The organism is Paraneptunicella aestuarii (genome assembly GCF_019900845.1).
Lineage (GTDB): Bacteria > Pseudomonadota > Gammaproteobacteria > Enterobacterales > Alteromonadaceae > Paraneptunicella > Paraneptunicella aestuarii.
The window spans coordinates 505013-529547 of the sequence record NZ_CP074570.1; the positions used below are offsets into that span (position 1 = coordinate 505013).

The following is a 24535-nucleotide window of genomic DNA, read 5'->3' on the forward strand; positions in this document are numbered from 1 at the left end:
GGAAGTTGCTCGCACTGGTTTAAGTATAGTCAATTGATTGTTATGACCGCATAAATTGAAACCAGTTCCGATTTCGTCGCGATTCATTAATAATTCCCGATTACACTTATCTCATTCTGTTAGATTGAATTTTCGAGAGTTACTTCATGTCCGCCTTGGTTTCGATACCGCATTCTCAGTACCAGCAAGCGCGTCATAGCCGTGATCCGCGCTTTGATGGTCGCTTTTTTGTGGCGGTGAGAACCACAGGTATTTTCTGTCGCAATATTTGCCCGGTAAAAATGCCTAAAGAAGAGAATGTGGAGTATTTCGACTTTGCAGCTCAGGCCATGCAAGCGGGTTATCGCCCTTGCTTGCGGTGCCGTCCAGACAGTGCGCCGGGATCTTTTGCCTGGAAAGGAACCGAAACCACATTAATACGCGCAATGAAGCTGTTAAAAGAATCACCGTCTTTGTCTATGCAAGCTTTATGTGAGCGATTAGGGATTTCCGATCGCTACCTGAGAAAGCTATTTCAACGCTATTTGGGCATTGCGCCAAAGCAATATCAAATGACTGAGCAGCTATTATTTGCCAAGAATTTACTGCATGAAACTCAGCTTTCTGTCGAAGATGTTGCGCAAAGTTGTGGCTTTAACAGCTCACGTCGTCTGCAAGACAACATGATGAAGTTCCTGCGCTTATCGCCAGGGCAGGTTCGGCAGCAAAGCCTTACACATGCCAATGGTAAGGCTTTATGTAATAGCTTACGCTTGTCGTTCAGGGAACCTTATCATTGGCCACAGGTTAGAGATTTCATGGCATTAAGGGCGATAGAGGGGGTGGAAATCGTCACAGATGACGGCTATCAACGTCATTTCACCTTGCCTGTAGGTGCTGAGTCAGAGCCTGTACATGGCACTTTCAAAGCAATGTTCAATGCTGAAGAGCGGGTGTTTGATGTACAGATAGAAATGAATTCTTATCGAAATCTCGGGGACGTTATACGTAATATTCGTCGTGTGCTGGATTTGGATGCAGACAGTAATGCCATTGCTGAATGCATGATAAAGGCTGGTGTTCCAGAGCAAACTATCGTGCAGGGATTGCGTTTACCCGGAGTGTGGAGTGTGTTTGAAGCGGGGGTAAGGGCAATTTTGGGGCAGCAGGTTTCGGTAAAGGCTGCGATTTCTCATTTGAGTCGATTAACTGAAAGCTGTGGTTTTGAGATTGATGGAAAATTGTATTTCCCTACGGCACAACACATTTTGGATAACAATCTGGATTGTTTGAAAATGCCGGGAGCCAGAAAGCAGACTTTACATAATCTTGCTCAGTACATGGTAGATAAGGATAAGCAAAGTTCGACAGGTCTACATCAAGTTGACGATTGGTTATCCATTAAAGGTATTGGCCCTTGGACAGTTGCCTATGCCCAAATGCGTGGGCAGTCAGAGCCCGACATTTGGCTGGATACCGATCTGGTCATCAAGAAGCAACTACAACAACATGACATTTGCGCTGATTTTGCAGCACCTTGGCGTAGTTATCTTACTTTTCAATTATGGAGTATGGCGTGAACCACACTTATTTATCGACAGAACTTGGCTTGGTAAAGATCACTGGCAACGAAGCCGCGATTACTCATATTGATTTTGTTGCCAACAAAGATTTCCCAGAGACAGAAACGGTTGTATTAAAGCAGGCGAAAGCTCAACTACAAGAATACTTCGATGGTTCCAGAACAGAATTCGATTTGCCACTTTCTCCTAAAGGCACGGCTTTTCAACAGAAAGTTTGGGAGCAGCTACAAACGATTCCTTTTGGGAAAACAGTGAGTTATCAGGATATTGCTAAAGGCATTGGTAATCCCAGAGGTACACAAGCGGTTGGTGGAGCAAATGGTAAGAACCCAATTGCCATTGTGATCCCTTGTCATCGAGTGATAGGTAAGAATGGTACTCTTACTGGATATGCCGGTGGGCTGGATAAAAAAGCCTGGTTATTAGCGCTGGAACAAAAGCATAATTAGGCGTATATTCGGCGTCAATTCTGCGGTGGTGTTTAATATAGATCGCTATATGAAAGCGCCGTATGAAATAGCAAAAATAATCATTCCAAGTAGTGTTTCTACATAAATTCGAGCTCGTTTCTATCTTAGGAATTAAGAGCTCAATTACAACCAACTAAACGGAACCAAAGCTCTTATAAAGTTATCTTCGTTTGGTTTCTTTTCAGGTTGATTTAAGCATTAGGCCACATACTCCGTTGGCTTTCATTTTTACTTTTTTGCGGGAACTGCAATGCATTTGAAATGGCTACTTGAACTTGTCTTGTTAGCGGCAATTTGGGGCTCATCTTTTATGTTTATGCGCTTGTCAGTGGTTGAGCTGGGCGCATTTCCAATGACCTTTACTCGTACCGTCATCGCGACATTATTCTTGGGAACGATTCTCTATTTCACCCGACGCAAAGACATGCAACTTATCGCCAAACATTGGAAGTTGTTGGTGCTTATTGCTCTGAGCAGCACCGCAGTGCCTTTCTGTTTATGGAGCTTTGTGAGTTACTATCTGGAATCGGGCCCAATGGCTGTATTGAACGCTACTACACCGTTGTTTGGGGCTCTGATTGCTTTTGTCTGGTTAAAAGAAAAACTGGAAAGCAGCGCTATTATCGGGCTGTTTTTGGGGTTCATCGGAGTGTGTGTCTTAATGATAGTGCCTCAGTCGGGAGTGAGTTTGGAAACTCTTCCTGTATTAGTGGGATTGATGGCGACCACATGCTATGGCATAGCTGCAAACCTGACGAGAGCGAAAGCTAAGGGCTTGCCTCCTATGGCGGTTGCTACGGGCAGCCAGTTGTTTTCTTCTTTGGTGCTTGCGCCATTTGCCCTTTATACCTGGCCTGAAGCTATGCCCAGTTCGACGGCTGTGTGGAGCACTGTCGTACTAGGGATTGCCTGTACCGGCTTTGCGTTTTACATGTATTTCAAAATGATTGCAGAGCAGGGAATTACCAAAACCTTATCGGTGACTTACCTTATCCCCTTGTTTGCTATCCTTTGGGGAAGCTTGTTCCTGGGCGAAATTATTGAGTTTAGAACCTTGTTAGGTGGCGGCTTTATCTTGCTAGGCGTTGCTTTTACTACCGGTTATATTCGGTTGGGTCGAAAGCGATTAGCTGAAACTAATTGCTAGCGCATAGAAACATCAGATAAGGATTCAAATGATGCAGCTTAAATGGGTTTTTGAACTGCTATTGTTGTCTGCCATATGGGGTTCATCCTTCATGTTTATGCGTATTGCGTCGCCTGAAATTGGCGCAATGCCTTTAACCTTTATTCGCTGTGTTATTGCCACGGTTATTCTTGGCGCAATCGTCTATTTTACTCGCAAGACGGAACTGCGACTGATCTTACGACATTGGTTTTTACTCACTGCACTGGCCATTACCAATACTGCGTTACCTTTTAGTTTATGGGCTTATGTCAGTTTGTTTCTTGAATCCGGAACCATGGGAATTATTAACGCTACTGCGCCTATGTTTGGGGTGCTTATTGCTTTTTTCTGGCTAGGAGAAAAGTTAACGTCGGGAGCCTTGTTAGGTTTGGTTTTGGGCTTTTTAGGCGTGGCGATGTTGCTTATCGACCCTGCATCAGGGCTCTCTCTCGATATCGTGCCAGTGCTTATTGGCTTGTTCGCCTGTGTGAACTACGGTTTGGCTGCCTGTATCAGCAAAGCCTATGCCGAAGGACTTCGCCCTATGACGATTGCAGCGGGCAGCCAATTGTATTCTTCGTTAGTGTTACTGCCATTTGCCCTGATGTCGTGGCCTGAACAAGCCGCCAGTGCTGAAGCCTGGTCGAGTACCTTGTTTTTAGGTGTGGCTTGCTCGGGGTTTGCCTTCTATCTTTACTACAAATTAATCGCCGAACAAGGCATTGCAAAGGCGCTCACCAATATGTACTTACTGCCATTATTCGCCATTTTGTGGGGAGCTTTGTTCTTGAACGAGCAATTGCAGTTAAAGACCTTCGTTGGCGGCGCAGTTGTGTTGCTAGGCATTGCACTGACTACCGGACTTGTTCGGGTAGAAAAGCGCAGAACAGCAAAAGCTTAAATTCGTCATGCTGACGACGGTCAGCACCTTCCAAAACAGCGTTTCACTTCAGTTTTCCTGTTAACACAAAATGGCCTAATAAAAATAAGGTTTCCACTAAAACTTGAGTTAGAATAGCGGCAATTTTTGTCGATTAATTACCTGATTGTCGCCAATAAATCCGAGCTGCCCTGAATAGGGAATTAGCTATACCGGCGATTCAGGTTTGTGTAACAGGTTTAAGGGAATTCCTTATGTCACTTTCTGTTGTCATTTTGGCTGCTGGTAAAGGCACCCGAATGAAATCTGCATTACCTAAAGTTTTACATCCCATTGCAGGGAAACCTATGGTTCAGCGCATTATTGATACGGTGAAAAGCCTGGGTGCTGAACAAATCAATCTGGTCTACGGTCACGGTGCTGACCAGCTAAAAAGTGCCTTGGAACATAACAGCGTGAACTGGTGTCATCAGGCTGAACAGTTGGGCACTGGCCACGCAGTGCAACAAGCTTTGCCTCATATTCAGGATAGTGATGATGTTCTGATTCTGGTGGGTGATGCGCCGTTAATCAAAGCGTCTACATTGCAGCGCCTGATGGAAGTTAAGAAAGCTGCCGATGTGGCTTTGCTAACAGTCGATTTGGAAGACCCAACCGGAATGGGGCGCATTATTAGAGAAGGCGATCAGGGTAAAGGTAGCATCAAGGCCATTGTTGAGCACAAAGATGCAACACCAGAGCAACTGGCGATCCGCGAGATTAATACGGGCATTATGATCATGTCTGGCGCTGACTTAAAGCGCTGGGTGTCGCAGTTAGATAACAACAATGCTCAGAATGAATATTATCTGGTTGATGTGATTGCGATGGCCGCTAACGAAGGCAAGCATATTCAGTCCGCGCAACCCGATACAGCCATTGAAGTTGAAGGCATTAATAATCGTGTGCAACTGGCTCGTCTGGAAAGAGCTTTTCAGCGTGAACAAGCGGAAGCCTTGATGATGCAAGGCGTGACTCTGTTTGATCCGGCGCGTTTGGATATTCGTGGTGAGGTTGAAACAGGCCAGGACGTGGCTATCGATATAACAATCGACGTCAACGTGGTACTGCAAGGCAAGGTTAAGCTAGGCAACAATGTGTCAATTGGCGCGAACTGTATCTTGATCGACTGTGAAATTGGCGACGGTGTTGTCATTGAAGCGAATTCTATTGTTCAGCAAGCCAAAGTTGCAGCCCATTGCGTGGTTGGCCCTTATGCGCGTTTGCGCCCCGGCACTGTGCTGGATGAAGGGGCTAAAGTGGGTAACTTTGTTGAAATGAAGAAAGCCGTATTGGGCAAAGGCTCTAAAGCTAATCACTTGTCGTATATTGGTGATGCAGAGGTTGGTGAGAACGTCAACATTGGTGCAGGAACCATTACCTGTAATTACGACGGTGTGAATAAATCGAAAACCATTATCGGTGATGGCGCTTTTATTGGCTCAAACTCAGCTTTGGTTGCTCCGGTGGAAATTGGCAAAAATGCCACGGTTGGAGCAGGTTCAACTATCAATAAACCCGTGCCAGACAACAACCTTGCCGTGGCGCGTGCCAAGCAACGTGTTAATGACAACTGGAAGCGCCCGGTTAAGAAGTCTTAGTTAAAAATTTGCAGTTAAAGAGCAAGCCAGAATGAATATTATCCTTGATGATTTGAGTGGTTCTAAAATACAAGCATTGCTGCAAGAACATCTGGATGACATGTACGCAACTTCGCCGCCGGAGAGCGTACATGCTCTTGATCTTGAAGCGTTGAAACAGTCTCATATCAGCTTTTGGAGTATTTGGGACGGGAGCAATTTGGCGGGTTGTATTGCACTAAAGGAACTTGATACGGCACATGGCGAGATCAAATCAATGCGTACGTCTCGGGATTATCATCGTCGAGGTGTGGCTTCTCGTTTGCTAAATCACTTGATTGAAGAATCTCAAAAGCGTGAATATCAGCGCTTGTCGTTGGAAACGGGAGTTGAAGATTATTTTGCTCCTGCACGTTTACTCTATAAAAAGCATGGCTTTATCGAATGCGAACCCTTCGCGGATTACAAGCTTGATCCTAACAGCGTGTTTATGACATTGGCGCTAGAACCTTTCTAAATAATCGAAGTGATGGTCTTCTACAGAAAGTGGTGAGCAGACCCTCAGCCGCAAGGATGCGGATGTGGAACCGCAAGGGATTGATTTACGGCGAGTCTGCGATCCATTTCTGTAGGAGGCTTGCAGTTATCGCACACTTCTATAATCGCCTCTCTATATTTGTGCGGAGCATTGTATTTGTGTTTTGAGCGGGTATTAAATACTTGCATTAACTTTCATTTAAATTAGAATCCTTTCAAATCGAAACTTTAAGCTTTCAAGTTGATTTCAATTTTGCATCCTCGAAATACACAACAACGTCGTCGACAGATCCTTGATCATATTACTCAGAATGGTGAAGCCAGTGTTGAGGAATTGGCGCGTCAGCATCAAACCTCCGAAGTGACTGTTCGCAAAGATTTAGCTGCGTTGGAAACCGACGGTTTGGTGTTACGTCGATTTGGCGGTGCGATATTGATGCCTGTGGATGCACCTGAAATCAATCATGATAAAGTTTCGAATCGAAAGATAGCTATTGCTAAACTGGCATCAAGCCTTATTAAAGATCATGACCGCATCATTGTGGATAGCGGCTCTACCACGGGTGCATTACTGCCAGAGCTGAACGAAAAAACGGGTTTGGTTGTGATGACCAATTCCCTGCATGTGGCGAAAGAATTATTAGAGTTAGAACAGGAACCCACTGTACTGATGACAGGCGGAACCTGGGATACACAATCACATTCCTTTCAGGGCGCAATGGCTGAGCAAATGCTCAAAGCATACAATTTTGACACTGCTTTTGTTGGAGCCGCCGGGCTCGATGTCGACAGAGGCACTACTACTTTCAACGAGCTAACCCACCTGACTCAAACAATGGCAGAAGTGTCTCGCCAGGTTGTGGTGTTGGCTGAATCAAGCAAATTCGCACGTAAAATGCCTAATCTGGAGCTGCCCTGGAGCTGTATTTCTGTTTTGGTAACAGACAATCACATCGCACCAGAAACCAAAGCAGCAATTCAGGCTAAAGGTGTTGAGGTGATGTGTGCGAATACCGCAGATGAATAGAATATTTTAGGAGATCACCATGTGTGGAATCGTTGGGGCAATTGCAGAACGTAACGTTGTTAATATTTTGCTGGAAGGCTTGAAGCGCCTTGAATATCGCGGTTATGACTCTGCGGGCGTGGCGTTGGTCGATGCTGACCAGAAACTCCATCGCGTGCGCCGTATAGGAAAGGTGCAGGAATTACAAAATGCGTTGGCAGAATCGCCTCTTAAAGGCTCCATCGGTATTGCTCATACACGTTGGGCAACCCATGGTGGTGTTACCGACAAGAATGCTCACCCTCACTTTTCCAGCGAGCAGATCGCTGTCGTTCACAATGGCATTATCGAAAACTATCAAAGCCTGCGCGAAATATTGCGCAGCGATGGCTACGACTTCCAATCTGAAACCGATACCGAAACTATCGCTCATACAATTCACAAAGAAATGAAACAGGCTGAGAGTTTACTGGACGCCGTGTGCAAGTCAGTAAAACAGTTTCATGGCGCTTATGGCACAGTAGTGATGGATAAAAACGATCCTGAAACGCTGGTGGTTGCCCGTTCTGGCAGCCCATTGGTGATTGGCTTGGGCATAGGTGAAAACTTTATTGCCTCTGATCAGCTCGCGTTATTGCCGGTGACTCGTCGTTTTATCTTCCTTGAAGAAGGCGATGTTGCTGAGATCACGCGCACATCTGTACGTATTTTGGATAAAAATGGCGAGGAAGTAGAGCGTCAGATCCACGATTCGGAAATCGAACACGACGCCGGAGACAAAGCGGGATATCGCCATTACATGCTTAAGGAAATCTACGAACAACCCATCGTAGTGCGCAATGCGTTGCAAGGGCGATTGAACAGTGAAGGGCTTTTGCCCGGCATTTATGGTGATGATGCCGACATGATTTTGCAAAAAGTTCGCCATGTTCAAATTGTCGCCTGTGGAACCAGCTATCACGCTGGCATGACCGCTCGTTACTGGTTGGAGCAATACGCTAACGTGTCTTGTAATGTGGAGATTGCATCGGAATTCCGCTACCGCAAATCCTTCGTACACGACAACAGCTTGCTGATCACCATCTCTCAGTCCGGCGAAACCGCAGACACATTAGCGGCACTGCGTTTGGCGAAAGAGCTGGGGTATATGTCGAGCTTAACCGTGTGTAATGTACCGGGATCGTCATTGGTTCGCGAATCAGACCTGTCCTTCATGACCAAAGCAGGGGCTGAAATTGGCGTGGCTTCAACCAAAGCCTTCACCACCCAATTAACCGCTCTGTTAATGCTTACGTTAAAGCTTGGGCAATGTAATGGCATGAGCAAAGAACAAGCCAATGCGATTGTTAATGCCTTGAATACTTTACCTGCCAAACTGGAAGCAACGCTGAACCTCGACAAAGAAATTGGCCAACTGGCAGAAGAATTTGCCGACAAACACCATGCGCTGTTTTTAGGCCGAGGCGACCAGTACCCCATCGCAATGGAAGGTGCATTAAAGCTGAAAGAAATCTCCTACATTCACGCTGAAGCCTACGCTTCTGGTGAGCTTAAACATGGCCCATTAGCGCTTATCGACGACGAAATGCCTGTCATTGTGGTTGCCCCCAACAATGAACTGTTGGAAAAACTGAAATCTAACGTGGAAGAAGTTCGCGCCAGAGGCGGTATTATGTATGTATTCGCCGACAAAGACGCCAACTTTGAAAGCGACGCCACCATGCGCGTGATCAACATCCCACACGTAGACGAAATCGTCGCGCCAATCGTGTATACCTTACCGCTGCAATTGTTGTCATACTACGTTGCAGTGATAAAGGGAACAGACGTAGATCAGCCTCGTAACCTGGCAAAATCCGTTACTGTTGAGTGATTTGACTCATGAAATGAGTTGATGTGGGATGACAATAAAGTTTCATCCCACACAATAAAGTATCATACCAAGTATTAAAGTATCATACTGACCCAGATCGCATTGAGATAATTGCGGACGTTCACCGCGACCTTCTGACTTAACAATTTGGTGGTATATACGAGCAATTCTCTATCAGGAATTGGCTGTTGTTATTTGAGTATACCCGAACCACTGTAAATCCCAATTCTCGCTTTCCCCACAACGTGTTACACATAAAGCGCTGGTAGCTGGCTCCAAGTTATTGTTAGTATGGGAAAAAATAAAGAGAAACGCTGAATAAACGGTATTACGCCATCTGCGGCATACCGTGAATTCATGGTAATACACGGTTAAGTTACTTAGAGGAAGTTTTTGATTAAATGAAGAATCTAGTCGTTTTTATCTCAGGTCTCGTTATTTGTTCCGTTCTTGCACTTTTAGTTTTAGCCCTTACAGGCGAAGTGAAGGATCTTGAAACAGAAACCTACAAGGCGTTTTTGCAGCTTATTGTCATTGGTGTTGCGGGTCATGTCGTTTCTATCTTGATCACAAAAGCGAACAATGAAAGGCAGGAGTTTTTAGAAAGAAATGAATTTAGAAACAGTATCTTAACTAGGTTAAATAATGCATTTATTGAAGTTAAAAAAATTAGAAGGGTATTAAGAGCAGTAGCATTAAAGAGGGATACTGGCGACAAAATCTTATATTTTGTTAAAGTCGATGACTATCACAGTCAAATGCAACTATTGAATGAATATCAGCTAGAGTTAGAAGTTCTTGCCAAAGATATTTCTACAAATTCGGCGCTGTTTACTAATTGTGATGAAATATCAACTAACCTCAACTCAATGGAAGAATACTTGAACAGTATTGTAGATGAATACGAGCATAAACAATTGACAATTGAAAGTGACCCTCAAGGAACAATTAACACTCAAAATTTAAACAAGTTACAAGACCTAATTGGGAATTATCGTGGCTCGATATTTCGTACCGAATTCGTCCACACTTATTATTCTAGTCTTGAAAAAGTTCGGGAAGATTTAGTTCACATCGCAACTTAACAAGGCGCTTAACACGTTCCCTTCGGTCACCGGGACAGTAACGCAGCGGCGCTTCGCGATTATGCCGCTACGTCACTGCCCGTTAGCTTAACGTTAGGCATTATTAATTCAAAGTTTGGGGGTTAAAGCATTATTGGAAGTGGCAATTGATATCTCGTTCGAGTTGGAGTTGCCTTCTCTAATCAAGGAGGTAGTTATGAACAATTTGAACTTCATTATTTTACTAGTGAAATGCGTTTGGTGTGAGGCGGTTTTTCTGTGGGGCCTGGTGGCAACCTCAACTCGAATGAGAGATAGATTGTTTATGGAAAGTGATGCTTCCCAAGAGAAAGCCGGGGTTCGATTCCCAAACCCACTCCAAATTTAAAGTGGCATGAAACATAAATCATGCCTATGTAACCTTCCCATAAAATGAGTGCACTAAGCTTTTGATATATAGTGGGGATTTAGCTAAACGAATAGTAGTAAGTGAATAGTCGAATCAACATCCCACACGTAGACGAAATTGTCGCGCCAATCGTGTATACCTTACCGTTGCAACTGTTGTCATACTACGTTGCAGTGATAAAGGGAACAGACGTAGACCAGCCTCGCAACCTGGCAAAATCGGTTACTGTCGAGTGATTCGGCTCATAAAGTGAGTTGAATAAATGCGTTAATTGAATCATTATTTGATTTAATTAACGTCATTTATTGAATCATTGAGCAGGTATGTGGATTTGGCAGCAAGAAAACTGGCCTCATTTTCAGTGGGATAATGAGGCCATTGAGCCGAGATTAAGGCAAGTCAGGCTTAATCAGGGAGTCTTGTTGGGCAAAGCGACTGCTCAGCCTCAGAACAAGAAACAAACTATGCTGGATACTCTTCTGGCTAACATTGTTCACTCCAGCGCGATTGAGGGTGAAAAGCTTAATGCTGCCTCAGTTCGTTCCTCGTTGGCGAATAAACTTGGGATAAGCCAAGAGCGTCCATTTCCTACCACTGAGCAAACCGACGGTTTGGCTGAAATCATGTTGGACGCTACCGAGAACCTCGACGAACCTCTCACACTTGAACGTATATTGCATTGGCACAAGTGCCTTTTTCCTGAAGGTTACACCCTATTCAGTCCGATAGTTGGCGGTCGGCTTCGGGGAGATGCGCCGATGCAGGTTGTGTCTGGGAGAATTGACCGTCCAACCGTTCATTTTGAAGCACCGGAACGAGCGCGACTTGATGCCGAGTTAAGCCAGTTTATTGAATGGTTTAATGATTCAAAGAACAGCCATCGTCTTGATCCTTTATTACGAGCCGCAATTACGCACCTTTGGTTTGTGACTATTCATCCTCTGGATGATGGTAATGGTCGAATTACGCGGTTGTTGACCGATTTGGCGTTAGCTCAGGCAGAACAACAATCCATCCGATTTTACGCCATGCCTGTCGCTATATTGGCTAAGCGCAAAAGCTACTATGAGATCCTTGAGCATACTCAAAAAGGCGATTTAGATATTACGCCCTGGTTGCTGTGGTTTTTCGACACATTAGAAGAAGCATTTTCTGGAGTGTTAGCTGAGATTGAACAAACACTCTTTAAAACAATGTATTGGCAACAAGTTGATCAAACCCGGCTTGGTGCTGAGCAAACAAAGGTGCTAAATCGAATGTTGGATGGTGCCTTTGAGCAGGGCATTAATACCAGTCAGTATCAAAAAGTAGCCAAGGTGAGCAGAGCCACCGCGACACGTCATCTATTATCGTTGGTTGAAGCGGGTTGTTTGACGAAGTCAGACTCCGGTGGACGGAGTACGAGGTATTTTTTAAGCCGTTATGATAAATAGATTTGCACTCACTTGGCATAGACTCAATTCGATTGTTTATCTTCTAAAAAACGTGCCACAAGTTATCCAAACAATGATTAAGCAAAAGACGTTAGAGTGAAACTTTATTGTCTGAAAAAATTGGGTCTGAGCTTACCCTCCGTTCCTTAAGGATGAAACTTTGACTTTGTTTAGTATTCTTACATAGTGAATAGAATACTCCTGTCGGTGGTTTTAGGATGATACTTTATTGTTCACCGACATGAATAAATGTGTTAATTGAATCATTATTTGATTTAATTAACGTCATTTATTGAATCATTGAGCAGATATGTGGATTTGGCAGCAAGAAAACTGGCCTCATTTTCACTGGGATAATGAGGCCATTGAGCCGAGATTAAGACAAGTCAGGCTTAATCAGGGAGTCTTGTTGGGCAAGGCAACTGCTCAGCCCCAGGATCAAAAACAAGCCATGCTGAATACTCTTCTAGCTAACATTGTTCACTCCAGCGCGATTGAGGGGGAAAAGCTTAATGCTGCCTCAGTTCGTTCCTCGTTGGCGAATAAACTTGGGATCAGCCAAGAGCGTCCGTTTCCTACCACTGAGCAAACCGACGGTTTGGCTGAAATCATGTTGGACGCCACTGAGAACCTCGACGAACCACTGACGCTTGATCGTATATTGCATTGGCATAAACAGCTTTTTCCTGAAGGCTACACACTTTTCAACCCTATCCTTGGTGGTCGGCTTCGGGGAGGTGCGCCGATGCAGGTTGTGTCTGGGAGAATTGACCGTCCAACGGTTCATTTTGAAGCACCTGAACGAGCGCGACTTGATGCCGAGTTAAGCCAGTTTATTGAATGGTTTAATGATTCAAAGAACAGCCATCGTCTTGATCCTTTATTGCGAGCTGCCATTACGCACCTTTGGTTTGTGACTATTCATCCTCTGGATGATGGTAATGGTCGAATTACGCGGTTGTTGACCGATTTGGCGTTAGCTCAGGCAGAACAACAATCCATCCGATTTTACGCCATGTCTGTCGCTATATTGGCTAAGCGCAAAAGTTACTATGAGATCCTTGAGCATACTCAAAAAGGGGATTTAGATATTACGCCCTGGTTGCTGTGGTTTTTCGACACATTAGAAGAAGCATTTTCTGGAGTGTTAGCTGAGATTGAACAAACACTCTTTAAAACAATGTATTGGCAACAAGTTGATCAAACCCGGCTTGGTGCTGAACAAACAAAGGTGCTGAATCGAATGTTGGATGGTGCCTTTGAGCAGGGCATTAATACCAGTCAGTATCAAAAAGTAGCCAAGGTGAGTCGAGCCACCGCCACACGCCATCTATTAGCGTTGGTTGAGGCGGGTTGTTTGACGAAGTCAGACTCCGGTGGACGGAGTACGAGGTATTTTTTAAGCCGTTATGATAAATAGCCGTATATTCGCCTGACGCGGGTTGCATTCTATTATCTATCTTTTAAAAAGCGTTCCATAAGTTATCCAAACAATGATTAAGCAGAAGACGTTAGAGTGAAACTTTATTGTCTGAAAAAATTGGGTCTGAGCTTACCCTCCGTTCCTTAAGGATGAAACTTTAACTTTGTTTAGTATTCTTACATAGTGAATAGAATACTGCTGTCGGTGGTTTTAGGATGATACTTTATTGTTCACCGACAGGAATTGTGGGATGACAATAAAGTCCTCTCCCACAGCCTTACTATTCGGCTAACTGCACTGACTTTAAATAAGTGCTTTCTACAATTCCAAGTAGTCTATCCCTGAATTCTATTGGGCTTGTCCAGGTATTGATGGCATAACCTACGCTTAATTTACTTTTCGGGAAGTAGAGGGCGTCGTTGATAAATCCATTGATTGCTCCACCGTGGTGGTACATCTGAACGCCATTTACATCCCTCACCTTTAGTCCTAAGCCATATTGGGTTTTATCGCCATTGCTTAATGTGCAGGGGGTTTTCCTTAATTCAATCGATTCTTTGGGTAATACGTTGCTTTGCAAAAGCTGTTGTTGCCAAATTAGCAGGTCTTGCAGTGTGCCGCCGAGAGCGCCTGCTGCATGGGCGATTCTGTATTCTGCGTAGTATTGGTGCTCTGAGGTAAAGGGAGAAAAGTCTTCTTCATATGAGCGCGCTATGTTGAGCGGATGAAAGGTATCACCCAGGTAGAGCGTATTCTTTAGTTTTAACGGTGCAATGATATTTTCTCGGTAAAAGTCACCAATGCTTTGATTGGAAACTTGTTCAATGATGCGCCCCAAAAATAAGTATCCGGTATTGTTGTATTGGTACTTTTCGTTGGGCTCTGCGTTTTTAGGAAGGCTGTCTACCAGAGCGGAGAATGTTTTCAGGGTTGTGTGGTTAATAAATCCTTTGTCTTCAATATTGTAGATATCACCTATTCCGGAGGTATGGCATAACAAAGTACGAATCGTGATGTCGTTGTTTTCAAAGGTTTTCAGAGGGAAGTGCTTATTTACCGGATCATCAAGACTGATAGCGCCTTTAGTTGCCAGTAATAAAATGCCTGTACTGGTGAATTGCTTGGTGTTGGAACCCAAGGCAATGATGGTATTGGGTGTGAAGGGCGTTTTTGCATCGAGGTTAGAATAGCCATAGCCTTGATTAAATATTTCACCATCTTCTGTTCTGATGGCGATTTGCAATCCTGTAAAGGTTTTGTTTTTAATGTACTCTTCAGCGAGAGTGTTGAGGCCATTTTTTAATCCTTCTATCTCATTGGATAAGGCGTTTTTTGAGGACATAAAAGCGAGAAGTAAAACAGTGAGTCGGAATATGCTGCCGAACAATTTTGTCATGCTTGTGCTGTTCTGGTCGTAAGATCCGGTAAACCTTTTCATTGAGCTTGTTTCCATGTGCAAAAAACGGTTGGTGATCCATTCTAAACTATTACGACAACAGGTGCAGGGCGTTTAACTATTTGGCTAAAAAGCCTTATGCATTCATTGCTGTTTTATTCTGTTTGGTCAGCTATGCTCGGGAGCCATAACATTATCCAAAGGCTTGGCTATAAAAAGATTCTCTGGTTTTAGTGTACTTTTCATAGCTGCTTTGAAGTCTTGTCTGATAGTTGTCGAAGTTTTGTGGCATTGCGGAGTTTACGGTTTCCATTGCATGGTAAATCGCTTTTGCTGCTTCGATACCGTCGCTTAAGGCGGAAATGATGCCGGATGAAGATAAGGGATCCATGCTAAGTGCGGCGTCTCCCACAGCGAGCCAATGGTGTCCGGCAAATTGGGTTAAACGTTGTGTATTGGCAGCAAATGCATGGATTCGTTCTATCCGCTCAGGTTCAATAATCGAGGGCAGCAAGTCGGTTTGCGCCTGATACTGTGCCAGCCAGTTTTGCGGTGTTCTGAGGCGTTGTAATTTGGCGACGTTTTTATCGACCTGATAGCTCAATATGCATGTGTCTTGTGGCAGTGTTGCTGCGTACCACCAGCCATTCTCTGAGGTGGATACCATGGAATGATTGGGCGTTTTAAAAGTGCTTAAGGCGGAGCCTGGTAGGTGAACCGCCAGTGCCAAAAGCTTGTCTAAATGCATTTTTTCAACTTCAAAGAAAGGCGCAAGGGCTGCGGCGCGTCCGGTAGCATCAACGGCAAAATTGGCTTGTAGTTTTAGCGCATTGCCTTTTTCGTCGGTGGCGTGCAAGTGCCATTGGCTGCCTGACCAGGTTAGCGAGTGAATGTGTTGGATGTAGTGTAATTGCGCTCCGGCCTGAACGGCACTTTGTTTTAGGAACTGGTTGAATTCAAAGCGGTTGATATGCCATCCGTTGCCCATGCCATAGCGAAGATAATCGTTGAATTGGGGGGCTTGAGCCCCCCAACGGGCTAGTGTACCAAGGCAGGTACGCAATGACAGTTGTTCAAAGCTGTCAAATAAGCCCAGTTGCTTTAATAAGGTTCGCGCACTGGGCGCGAGAGTTTCGCCAATATGAAATGGCTGCTGTTGTTCTTTTTGAAGCAAGTAAACAGGTTGTACACCTTGTTTAAGTAATGCCAGTGCAGTCGCTACTCCGGCAGGTCCTGCACCCGCAATGATACAACCCTGATTCAAACTTATGCCTCGCCAATAGGGTATTGCGGCACGGGATAAGTACGTGCTACCTGAACAAAACAGCTTTGCCCCTGGATGTCTTTTTCAATGATAAAGCCCATTTGACTCCAGAACTTCACCATGTCGAGATCATCGGCAAATGAAATATAATTATTGCCATTTTGATCATAGGCGCTGCCAATCCAGGGCACTTGTTCAAGTTTGGCTTCAGGATTCAGGTCGCCTTTACGTTGAATCGGGTTCACTGCCTCTCGATAAACGAACTCGGGGCGCTGAGCTGGCCACCACCATACATACCTGTCACCAATAGGTTGAACGGAACATTCGTTAAAATCGGCTTGCCATGGCACAGCCATATAACGAGTGACGTCGCCGGGCTCCATTCCCTTTTCTGGCTGGTAACCCAAACTGAGTGGTGGGGTTATTTCTGCCAGTGGGCGGGCGTGTATGCGAAACGGGCCACTATAAATTTCAACTAAACGCGATACCCAGGTCATTTCAATTCCGGGTGAGAACGCACCGCCAACGCAGTTTTCCAGTACGCCGCGTGTCATGGCATCGCCTTGTGTCACGGTTGGGTATACCCCTATCGGATGAAAGTCGCCTTCCACCCATTTTTGTAGCATGTAGTATTGCGTGTCGGTAAGGCGTAAGTATTTGGATTGTGCTTGATCCAGAGGTTTTATCGCATCATCACCCGCCAGAAACGGCATCATGGTCGCGCCGCTTTTGCCGTTAATCATGGTGTTTTCATCGCCCGGGCCTCTGAGTACATCGACAAAGAACTGGCGATAGCCGCGCAAGTTTTCTCTGTTGTCTCCTGATGTATCACCAAGACGCGAAAGATCGAAGTTGTGCGCTTTGGGAGGTATAGCTGCAACCCAGGGATAGCGTAATCCTCTGCGCAGAATTGGTAAAATATCGGTTTCCCAATATGGAGTGTAGCTCCCTTCGCCTTGTTGCCAGTATCCGTCTTTAAAAATGGTTGGCTCGGCATTCATGTGGCGCACAGTCACATCGTAAATGGTGTCGTACAGCGAGACCAGGTTGGCGATTTGTGGCGCATAAGACGGCGGGCCAACAATGATCCAGGCATTGCCATCGACTTGCTGGCTTGAACCATCATCGAATATGAGTTTTGCGAATATGGGGCCGTCGGAAGTGTCGTCCCACCAGTTGTCATTATTGGCATAGTTGCCAATACTGGGGGTTGGCTCGGAGGAGCCGGAATGACCATGTCCGCCTAGCACTAACAAGTTACCATTACTGTCGGTTCTTAGCTCACCCAGAGTGTCGATGTTAAACGGGTCGAGTCCTTGTGGAGGAAATGTACCGGGGTAGGATTCAGGAATGGTGTCGCGACTAAAAGAAAACCTATTTTCGCCGCCCTGATTACTACCCTGGATGGTGCGTGAACCGGCATCAATAATGTATTGCTTCTGTCTTTCAGTTGGGTCGGTAACCTTGGCATTACGCAAAGGATGATTAGGTGGATACCCTTGCTCCCCGCTATTTGTGGAAAAGGTATACCAACTGGATTTTTTGTTCGCCAGGTGTACGACCCATTCTATTGCGGCAACCACTTTATTGTCATAGGTACTGCCAATGGTGATTTCCTGATCACCATCCAGTAATTTAAAACGTGCAGCTTGACGTTTTAAGCGACCCATACTGTCTCGAAAGCCATGTTCGTCAATGGGCTTGTTGTCTAAATCGGTTGGCAGTGCGCCCTCTTGTTCAGGGCAAATATAAAATTCCTCTGGCGCGTCACCTACACGTGCAACGCCAATGGCGGGATAAATATTAAGCGCTGTCATGGGCTATATCTCCAATGCTAAAGATTGCGCACAATTTTGTATGCGCTCAAGTTGCGAAGGTAATGCAAGTAAACTTTCACCAAGTGAGTATTTACCTTGGGTTTGACTGATAATATTCGTCAATTGCTTGTTAAAATTCGCCAAGGTGGAATTGGGGCGATATTCCCACGTAGGTAAAGCATTGGGGCCGACGTTTTGATTACCTTCCTTCCAAATGGGAACTTGCATGATGGCGCGTGCTAATGCGGGCAACATTTCGTGCATAATGGGTAATGTAAGCTGGAAGTATACTTGCTCGGCTTGATCACCTTTTTCAAAGGATTTCTCAAGGGAACTTAACATCACGGAATAGATGGTGTTAAAAGCCTTGACCATTTCAACGGCAAGAGGGTTGGTATAATTGTCCAAAGAAGCAACGGCAACCGTTGGTCGTACTTCTGGGAAGCTGACTGGATTATCCACTACTTTTTTGAATTTGAAGTAGTGAGACAACTCCAGTGGTGTTCCTAATATCGGGCCATAGGTGCCATCAACTCGCTCACCGTAATGATTGTATGCGCCAAAAGGTTGTTGTGCGACAAGGGGATGTCCGGGATCACTGGCGCCTTCGCCTTGTTCTACAATGGTTTCTATCGCATGTTGTGCGGTGGCGTTGTTGTCAACATAAGTGGGGCGTCCGCCTTGCTTGCCAATGTAGAAGTTTAACCTTTGTTCGCCGCATTCATTCAGTTGGCTAAATGCCTGATCGCCAAGTCCTTCAAAAGCTTGACTGACTGCCTTGTAAAATTGACCAATTGAGCTGTAATTTTCGCCTTCAGCAGGCGCTTGCACCGGAGCTGGATACTCAATTGCCATGAACACTTCTTTGAACAGATTCAATGACGCTGAACGAACAGATAAATACGGTGTGGTTTGAGTATTGGCTGAGGGTAAATAGGTTGGATAGGCAGGTGCATATTCTTCTGTGAATCGCGGTTTGCCACCCGCTGCAATCAGCATGTTGACGGCCTGATTAACATGGAACATCTCTTCTATCATGACCGATTTCAGGTTTTGATAGGCATTGCTACTCGTATCCTGTATGGAATAAAGCGCCGTTCCATAAATTGGAATGGTGGAAAACTCCAGTTTAATCGCTGTTTCTAGCAAGGCTTGTAATTCAGGTAAGGTAGTAACGTTTCGGTGAATGAACTTTCTAAAGTCGAGCTGTGGTGCTTGACGAGAAAAAGCGGCTTCCCTTAGGCTTGTGATGGACATATTCTTTCCCCAGCACGCAAAGTAAACCTTTGCAGTAAGTTGGATGTGTTATTAGCCTGATATGCCCAAGAGCCTACAAACGACAACCTGGTAGCACTCTGCTTATATACTGATTGACTGGCATACATCACCGGGCTAATGGTGTTTGGGTTGAATGAATCTTATGTTGAAGGCTGCTCAACACTACAAATAAAGGCAATAAAGACTACAATAAAGTTATAAGGTATTACAATCTACCTTCATGTGGTAGGATGAGTTGGTAAAATTATTTATTATTTACCTTTTCTTTGTGGTCATAACTTATTGTTATTATTGCTTATTTTTTAGCGTTGCCATCAACTAAAGCATAATAAATAGCAGAGTAAGTGAGCTCGTGGGCAGTTGCCTTGGACTAAGACCTTTAATGGCTTTGCGCCATCCTTGGCGCATTCAATAAGAATTTGAAAATTAAGAGTTCCTGCCGGATTTCGGCATTCTTATCATTAAGTGTGCTTCCGTTTGATGTGACCTAGTGAAGAGTTGATGAATTGCCTTTATGGCTTTTCAGTTCATCACCATTTTAATTCCTTTTTATTCCCTTTGCTTTTGTGCCCTCTTGATGTGTGAGCGAAAGGGCAACCTTTTTCATGTGGTTCACCAATCGCCAAATCAGCATGACAATGAGGGCAAACATCCCTGCTGGATTCTCGTCCTGAACCGTTACATGCCGGGCATGGTTCTGAGCGGTTTTTCATACCTGAGCCACCACAATAAGGGCAGTTGTTTTTCATCTGTTTGTTCTCTTTAGTCTTTCTTGTGTTTTCCTTGACCCATTCTTCCGTCGACGTAGTCATGCCAGTCTTCCTGGGTCATATCTTTTGAATCTTGCTCGGGGGCTGTTTTGCTTTTTTCTTTGTCTTTCACGCTTGTTTTGCAGGGAGCGTGTCTATAAATACCCTCTTCTCTATGACAATGGTTCGCGTCAGTCATGTTGCAATGTCTCCTGAACTTTAGACTTAAATATTATGGTTGAAAATTCCAGACATACTTGGTTTTTTGGGGAGATTTATTAACCATGCAACTGCGCATTGTTCACCTATTTCCAATTGGGTTTCTGATTTGGATTAATCTGGGGATGTGAGTCGGATATTACAAGAAAATGCCATTGTTTTTCCATCTGATATTTCTTACATCCTTCAAATTTCCTTTCCATTCAAATGCTGCATTTCGCCGCATGTTTCGCCGAGTTTCGACGAGCGTTAAATCAGTATCTTCAATAACCCAGCAATTTAGAAATTATCAGGAATTATTGTGAATAGATTTAGAGGTCTTAAACGGGTTCGGATTGTTAAAACTACAAAGAGTCAACCGCCTGTACAACGTTTTGATATTCAGAAAAGTTCTCACCGTGAAGTTATCCGTAACAATAAAGACTTTATGTTCATACTTGAACCGTTCACGGCTGGACAAGTTTTTAAGTACACGCAGATTCCCCTGTTGTATGAGAAGGGGGAGCTTTTACCGCAAGATGAGCAAATCTACAATCAGATAGAAATTAGTGCGGGGCGCTTCAATAACTTGCTTTCCGAGAGTGCTTCTTTGCAGGAATTTATTGAAAAATTGCTTAAAGTTGAAGATGCCAAAGTGTTTGCCAAGAAAATTGAAGAAATTGATTCTGAATTCAGAAAGGCTGGCGAGCAACTATGTGAAGGATTGGAAAATGAGACGGTTAGTGAATTTACATTCTTGAGCAGCATTGAGAATTACATTAATTCTTACTCCAACAATGTTGTGAATCTGGTTGTCTCCACACTAGCCAAGGGAGCACAACATGAACTTCTTGAATTAAAGGTGCTCACCGGTGAATTGGCGCTCCGTGATATCAACCCATTTGAGAGGTTGTCGTTTTGCGGTGGTGGTGGTTCTGGCATGGTAACGTCTGAAGCGTTTCAAATATTAATCAGTAGCGGTGTACTGACAAGAACACTGGCTACCCGAGGTGCTAGTGTTGGTGCCATGCAGGCTTTGGCTACGGCCTTTAACTGTAATGACAGTGTTGGATATATTAAATTAGCTGACACAACCACCATGACCAATAAGATCAATAACAACAGCACTGCTAACGCGAGTGTCTATGAACAATATTGTTCTACTGATTACTCTACTTATCATCAAAGCTCTAACATTCTGGGAGCGATATGGAAGCATGTTCCTTATCTTCCTGCCCAGTTGCACGGCTTTGAGATGTTGGCTCATATCGACTATACCCTGTCAGAGCTTATTCAAGGTCGAAGAGTGACTTTAATGCACAAGCTGAGTGAACTTGAAAGCGGCGATGTGAATACTGCAGAGAAAGAATTCGTTCGTAAACTGATTGAGAAGGTAGAGAGTACAACTAGCTTTTCTGCCCCGGTTATCTTTACATTCAAAGATTTGTCTTACTTTCATAAGGCAATGCCGGAAATGTTTGCCGAGTGCGAAATGACGCTCTGTTATATGGATAGCACAGGGAAAATGAGCGAATTCATGTTGAACGCTAAAAATAGCCCGGATCTTCCTCTAAGTGTCGGGGCGAGGGCGTCTGCGGGCTTTCCTAAAATGTTTAGAGCCTTGTTCATCAACAAAATTTACCTGGAAGGCGTTGACGTTCCTGGTGATGTTCAATATGTCGAGACTCTTGATGGTGGTGCGTTAAACAATGAGCCTTATTGGGATTGCGGGCTTAACCAGCTTATGTTTATGTTTGCCAAGCAGGTGGAGTCTCATGAAAGTATTGCGGAAGCGCTGAGAAAGGACGAAGCGTATAGTCGTTTATATGCAAGCAGCCATTCTTCGGGTCTTTTAAGGCCAGGCGATGAAATACCGCTAACGCCTTTGCAGATGAAAGAAGTGTCTACTGCGGTGATCAATTTGCTGATTAATACGCCGTTAGATCCTTTAGCATCCGTGGGGTTAGGCAATCGATATCGACGTGAAATCAACCAAACCATAGTTATCCCTCATGAGCGATTTGGTGTTCTGGCGGGGTTGATTGGTTATTTCACACCTACGGATCAGGAGCTGGAAATTACTGAGCCCTATGTTGCTTACCAGATTATTCGTCAGGTGAATCAGTCGCTGAAAACCATGAAGGAAAATACAGAGTAACGTAGCACTACGAAAAAAGTATAAGGCCTGCATGGCAGGCCGTTATCAAATTTTGAAGAAGCTAATACGCTCTTGTAAGCGAGTCGCCAATTTTGCTAATTCGTGGCTGGCTTCTTCTACATGAGCTGCATTTTCGTTATTTATTTCAGCAGATTGACGAATATGCAGCAGATTGTTGCTGATCTCGTGTGCAACTGATATTTGCTGTTCTGATGAGTGAGCGACTTCTGAATTGAGCGCTGCAATTCGTTGCACTGAGCTTAAGATTGTATTGAGAGCTTGTTGAGATTGGCTGGCGTTGGTAACACAGCTTTCAGCTGTCTTTTGACTTTCGTCCATCATCAGTACAGCTTGATCCGTACTTTTTGTTGCTCTATCTACAATCAGTTGTATTTCTTGTGTCGATTTCTGTGTTCGTCCTGCGAGGGATCTGACTTCATCAGCTACAACAGCAAATCCTCGACCATGCTGACCTGCTCTAGCGGCTTCAATTGCTGCGTTAAGCGCAAGCAGGTTGATTTGCTCGGCAATACCTTGAATAACATCCAGAACAGCTCCAATTTCTGAACTGACCACCGAAACTACTTCAATGGCCTTTCCTGTGCTTTGCACCTGATTGGCTAGAGTTGTGATTTGTTCGATGGTATTTTCAACCACTTTAGAGCCTTCTTCTGCTTGTATACGTGCATTTGAGGCTGCCTCTGCAGCATTTTCTGTACTACTTGCGACTTCAGAGACATTAGTGCTCATTTTTTCCATGGCTGTGGCAACTTGCTCCGTTTCCCTGGTTTGTTGTTTTACTTGTTGGCTGCTGTTTAGAGCAATTGAAGAAAGGTCTTCAGATGAGGAAGATAGCTGTGTTGATGCCTTAACTATGTCTGAAATAGTGGTTTGTAATCTGTCCAACACTTTATTGAAGCTTTTTGCAATGTCGCCAATTTCGTCCTTTCTGGTTTCATTGAGTCTTATGGAAAGGTCACCATTACCTAATGCTTCAAGCTTTTCCATCATATAGTTAAGCGGAGTGATGACCAGTTTTTGTGACATAAAGTACAGTAATGCGATAAGCAATGTGGCACAGAGCAGGATAAATGCCATCATCTGTGTCAGCTGTTGAAAAATAATGTCTGATACATCCTCTTGTGGGTAAGCGCTGATGATGGAGAAACTCCAGGGAGTGAATTGAGTTCTATAGACTTCCCATCCTTCAAAATTATTGTTTATCAAAGATAAAATTGTTTCATTGTTAACATGGCTGGAATGAGCAACGAGGTTGTTGTTTTTGTCTAATAGAGCAGTAAAACCATTGTTGAGAATGTGTACTGGTGCGAGTGCATTTTTCAATTCCACAAGATCAGCTTCAAATCCTACATACCATATTCCGATAACCTGACCATTGGTATCTATGATCGGCTCGTATCCTGTCAGATAGGGTTTGCCAAGGATATTGACTTCACCATAAAAAGCTTGTCCTTTGGATATGGAACTATAGGCTTTACCTTCCGGGTTTAAACGAGTACCAATAGCGCGTTTTCCATCTCTTTTAATATTGGTCGAGACTCGAATGTAGTCGTTACCGTTTTTCACGAATAACGTTGCTGTTCCACCACTTAGATTTGCATTTTCATCAACCAACTGATAGTTCTCTGTTATTGGCATGTTCCCTAAATAAAGGGATGGAAGTGTTTTGTCTCCAAGAATTGTGGTTCCTTGAATGTGTGGGGAACCAATGTTGCTTCCCGCTCGCTTCAAGAGTTCCATCGCGAGCTTTACTTGCCCTAAAATCAACGAGTCAGTGCTTCTTAATAAGCGTTCTGTATTTTCATTAACAGCCTGAGCAGATTGTTTTGCTTCAGCGTGTTCACTTTGTGCGGTGTTGATGCCTAAAAACAATGCAGATATTAAACTTAACGTTATGATGGCGATACATACTGCCAGTGTGAATTTTTTAGAAATGGACATGTAACATTCGCTCTAAGTTTTTAATACTTAAAAGTAATCAGTTCGTTATAACTCAAATGCTAAAGTCTTACTGCTCTTGAGCAATTCTTACTTATGGATGATGAAGGGGAGGTTTGCCTAAAACCACAAGATGCCTTCCTGATGCAGCACAATATAAAAATGCTTTCAATAGGTCAATAATTTAAGCTTTTCTTTATTTGTGGTTGATGTTTTTTGTTGGCTAATTTAATGGGGTTCACGTAAAGATGAGTTGCTTGGATTGCAATGAA

At 44.2% G+C, this 24535-nt stretch carries 20 protein-coding genes; 13 read left to right on the plus strand and 7 right to left on the minus strand.

Annotated elements, in window-relative coordinates:
* Nucleotides 1-146 precede the first annotated feature (146 nt).
* From KIH87_RS02135 to KIH87_RS02190, 12 genes are all read left to right on the plus strand, one after another.
* Nucleotides 147-1559 carry a DNA-3-methyladenine glycosylase 2 family protein gene (locus KIH87_RS02135; protein WP_232359897.1) on the plus strand — a complete coding sequence of 471 codons (1413 nt, stop codon included), beginning with the start codon at nucleotides 147-149 and terminating at the stop codon, nucleotides 1557-1559.
* On the plus strand, nucleotides 1556-2011 hold the full coding sequence (locus tag KIH87_RS02140; protein ID WP_232359898.1) for a methylated-DNA--[protein]-cysteine S-methyltransferase: 456 nt from the start codon (nucleotides 1556-1558) through the stop codon (nucleotides 2009-2011). Before KIH87_RS02135 ends, KIH87_RS02140 begins: the two co-directional genes overlap by 4 nt.
* Nucleotides 2012-2282: 271 nt before the next feature.
* Nucleotides 2283-3179: a DMT family transporter gene (locus KIH87_RS02145; protein WP_232359899.1), complete on the plus strand. Its 897-nt coding sequence runs from the start codon at nucleotides 2283-2285 to the stop codon at nucleotides 3177-3179.
* Between the two features lie 28 nt (nucleotides 3180-3207).
* Nucleotides 3208-4101 carry a DMT family transporter gene (locus tag KIH87_RS02150; RefSeq protein ID WP_232359900.1) on the plus strand — a complete coding sequence of 298 codons (894 nt, stop codon included), beginning with the start codon at nucleotides 3208-3210 and terminating at the stop codon, nucleotides 4099-4101.
* Between the two features lie 233 nt (nucleotides 4102-4334).
* Nucleotides 4335-5720: a bifunctional UDP-N-acetylglucosamine diphosphorylase/glucosamine-1-phosphate N-acetyltransferase GlmU gene (gene glmU / locus KIH87_RS02155; RefSeq protein WP_232359901.1), complete on the plus strand. Its 1386-nt coding sequence runs from the start codon at nucleotides 4335-4337 to the stop codon at nucleotides 5718-5720.
* A gap of 31 nt (nucleotides 5721-5751) precedes the next feature.
* Nucleotides 5752-6216: a GNAT family N-acetyltransferase gene (locus tag KIH87_RS02160; protein ID WP_232359902.1), complete on the plus strand. Its 465-nt coding sequence runs from the start codon at nucleotides 5752-5754 to the stop codon at nucleotides 6214-6216.
* A 273-nt stretch (nucleotides 6217-6489) separates the two neighbouring features.
* On the plus strand, nucleotides 6490-7263 hold the full coding sequence (locus tag KIH87_RS02165) for a DeoR/GlpR family DNA-binding transcription regulator (RefSeq protein ID WP_232359903.1): 774 nt from the start codon (nucleotides 6490-6492) through the stop codon (nucleotides 7261-7263).
* A gap of 19 nt (nucleotides 7264-7282) precedes the next feature.
* Nucleotides 7283-9115: a glutamine--fructose-6-phosphate transaminase (isomerizing) gene (gene glmS / locus KIH87_RS02170; protein ID WP_232359904.1), complete on the plus strand. Its 1833-nt coding sequence runs from the start codon at nucleotides 7283-7285 to the stop codon at nucleotides 9113-9115.
* Nucleotides 9116-9516: 401 nt separating this feature from the next.
* Nucleotides 9517-10200: a hypothetical protein gene (locus KIH87_RS02175; RefSeq protein WP_232359905.1), complete on the plus strand. Its 684-nt coding sequence runs from the start codon at nucleotides 9517-9519 to the stop codon at nucleotides 10198-10200.
* A 468-nt stretch (nucleotides 10201-10668) separates the two neighbouring features.
* Complete coding sequence (locus tag KIH87_RS02180) at nucleotides 10669-10824, plus strand: hypothetical protein (protein ID WP_232361529.1); 156 nt, start codon at nucleotides 10669-10671, stop codon at nucleotides 10822-10824.
* An 87-nt stretch (nucleotides 10825-10911) separates the two neighbouring features.
* Nucleotides 10912-12021 (plus strand): Fic family protein, encoded by a 1110-nt coding sequence (locus tag KIH87_RS02185; protein ID WP_232359906.1) that lies wholly within the window; start codon nucleotides 10912-10914, stop codon nucleotides 12019-12021.
* A 310-nt stretch (nucleotides 12022-12331) separates the two neighbouring features.
* A complete protein-coding gene (locus tag KIH87_RS02190; RefSeq protein ID WP_232359907.1) occupies nucleotides 12332-13441 on the plus strand; it encodes a Fic family protein in 1110 nt (369 codons plus the stop codon).
* A gap of 283 nt (nucleotides 13442-13724) precedes the next feature.
* On the opposite strand, the gene KIH87_RS02195 is transcribed toward KIH87_RS02190, so the two are convergent.
* From KIH87_RS02195 to KIH87_RS02220, 6 genes are all read right to left on the minus strand, one after another.
* Nucleotides 13725-14840 (minus strand): serine hydrolase domain-containing protein, encoded by a 1116-nt coding sequence (locus KIH87_RS02195; protein WP_232359908.1) that lies wholly within the window; start codon nucleotides 14838-14840, stop codon nucleotides 13725-13727.
* 193 nt (nucleotides 14841-15033) lie between these two features.
* Complete coding sequence (locus tag KIH87_RS02200) at nucleotides 15034-16104, minus strand: NAD(P)/FAD-dependent oxidoreductase (protein WP_232359909.1); 1071 nt, start codon at nucleotides 16102-16104, stop codon at nucleotides 15034-15036.
* A gap of 2 nt (nucleotides 16105-16106) precedes the next feature.
* Nucleotides 16107-17921 (minus strand): LodA/GoxA family CTQ-dependent oxidase, encoded by a 1815-nt coding sequence (locus tag KIH87_RS02205; protein ID WP_232359910.1) that lies wholly within the window; start codon nucleotides 17919-17921, stop codon nucleotides 16107-16109.
* A gap of 3 nt (nucleotides 17922-17924) precedes the next feature.
* Nucleotides 17925-19178 carry a ferritin-like protein gene (locus KIH87_RS02210; RefSeq protein ID WP_232359911.1) on the minus strand — a complete coding sequence of 418 codons (1254 nt, stop codon included), beginning with the start codon at nucleotides 19176-19178 and terminating at the stop codon, nucleotides 17925-17927.
* A gap of 551 nt (nucleotides 19179-19729) precedes the next feature.
* Nucleotides 19730-19948, minus strand: coding sequence for a hypothetical protein (locus KIH87_RS02215; RefSeq protein ID WP_232359912.1), 219 nt, complete (start codon nucleotides 19946-19948; stop codon nucleotides 19730-19732).
* Between the two features lie 13 nt (nucleotides 19949-19961).
* Nucleotides 19962-20147, minus strand: a complete 186-nt coding sequence (locus tag KIH87_RS02220) for a hypothetical protein (protein ID WP_232359913.1) — start codon at nucleotides 20145-20147, stop codon at nucleotides 19962-19964.
* A gap of 321 nt (nucleotides 20148-20468) precedes the next feature.
* On the opposite strand from KIH87_RS02220, the gene KIH87_RS02225 reads away from it, so the two are divergent.
* Complete coding sequence (locus tag KIH87_RS02225) at nucleotides 20469-22304, plus strand: hypothetical protein (RefSeq protein ID WP_232359914.1); 1836 nt, start codon at nucleotides 20469-20471, stop codon at nucleotides 22302-22304.
* A 45-nt stretch (nucleotides 22305-22349) separates the two neighbouring features.
* Here KIH87_RS02225 and KIH87_RS02230 read toward each other — a convergent pair whose 3' ends face one another.
* Nucleotides 22350-24266 (minus strand): methyl-accepting chemotaxis protein, encoded by a 1917-nt coding sequence (locus KIH87_RS02230; protein WP_232359915.1) that lies wholly within the window; start codon nucleotides 24264-24266, stop codon nucleotides 22350-22352.
* Nucleotides 24267-24535 lie beyond the last annotated feature (269 nt).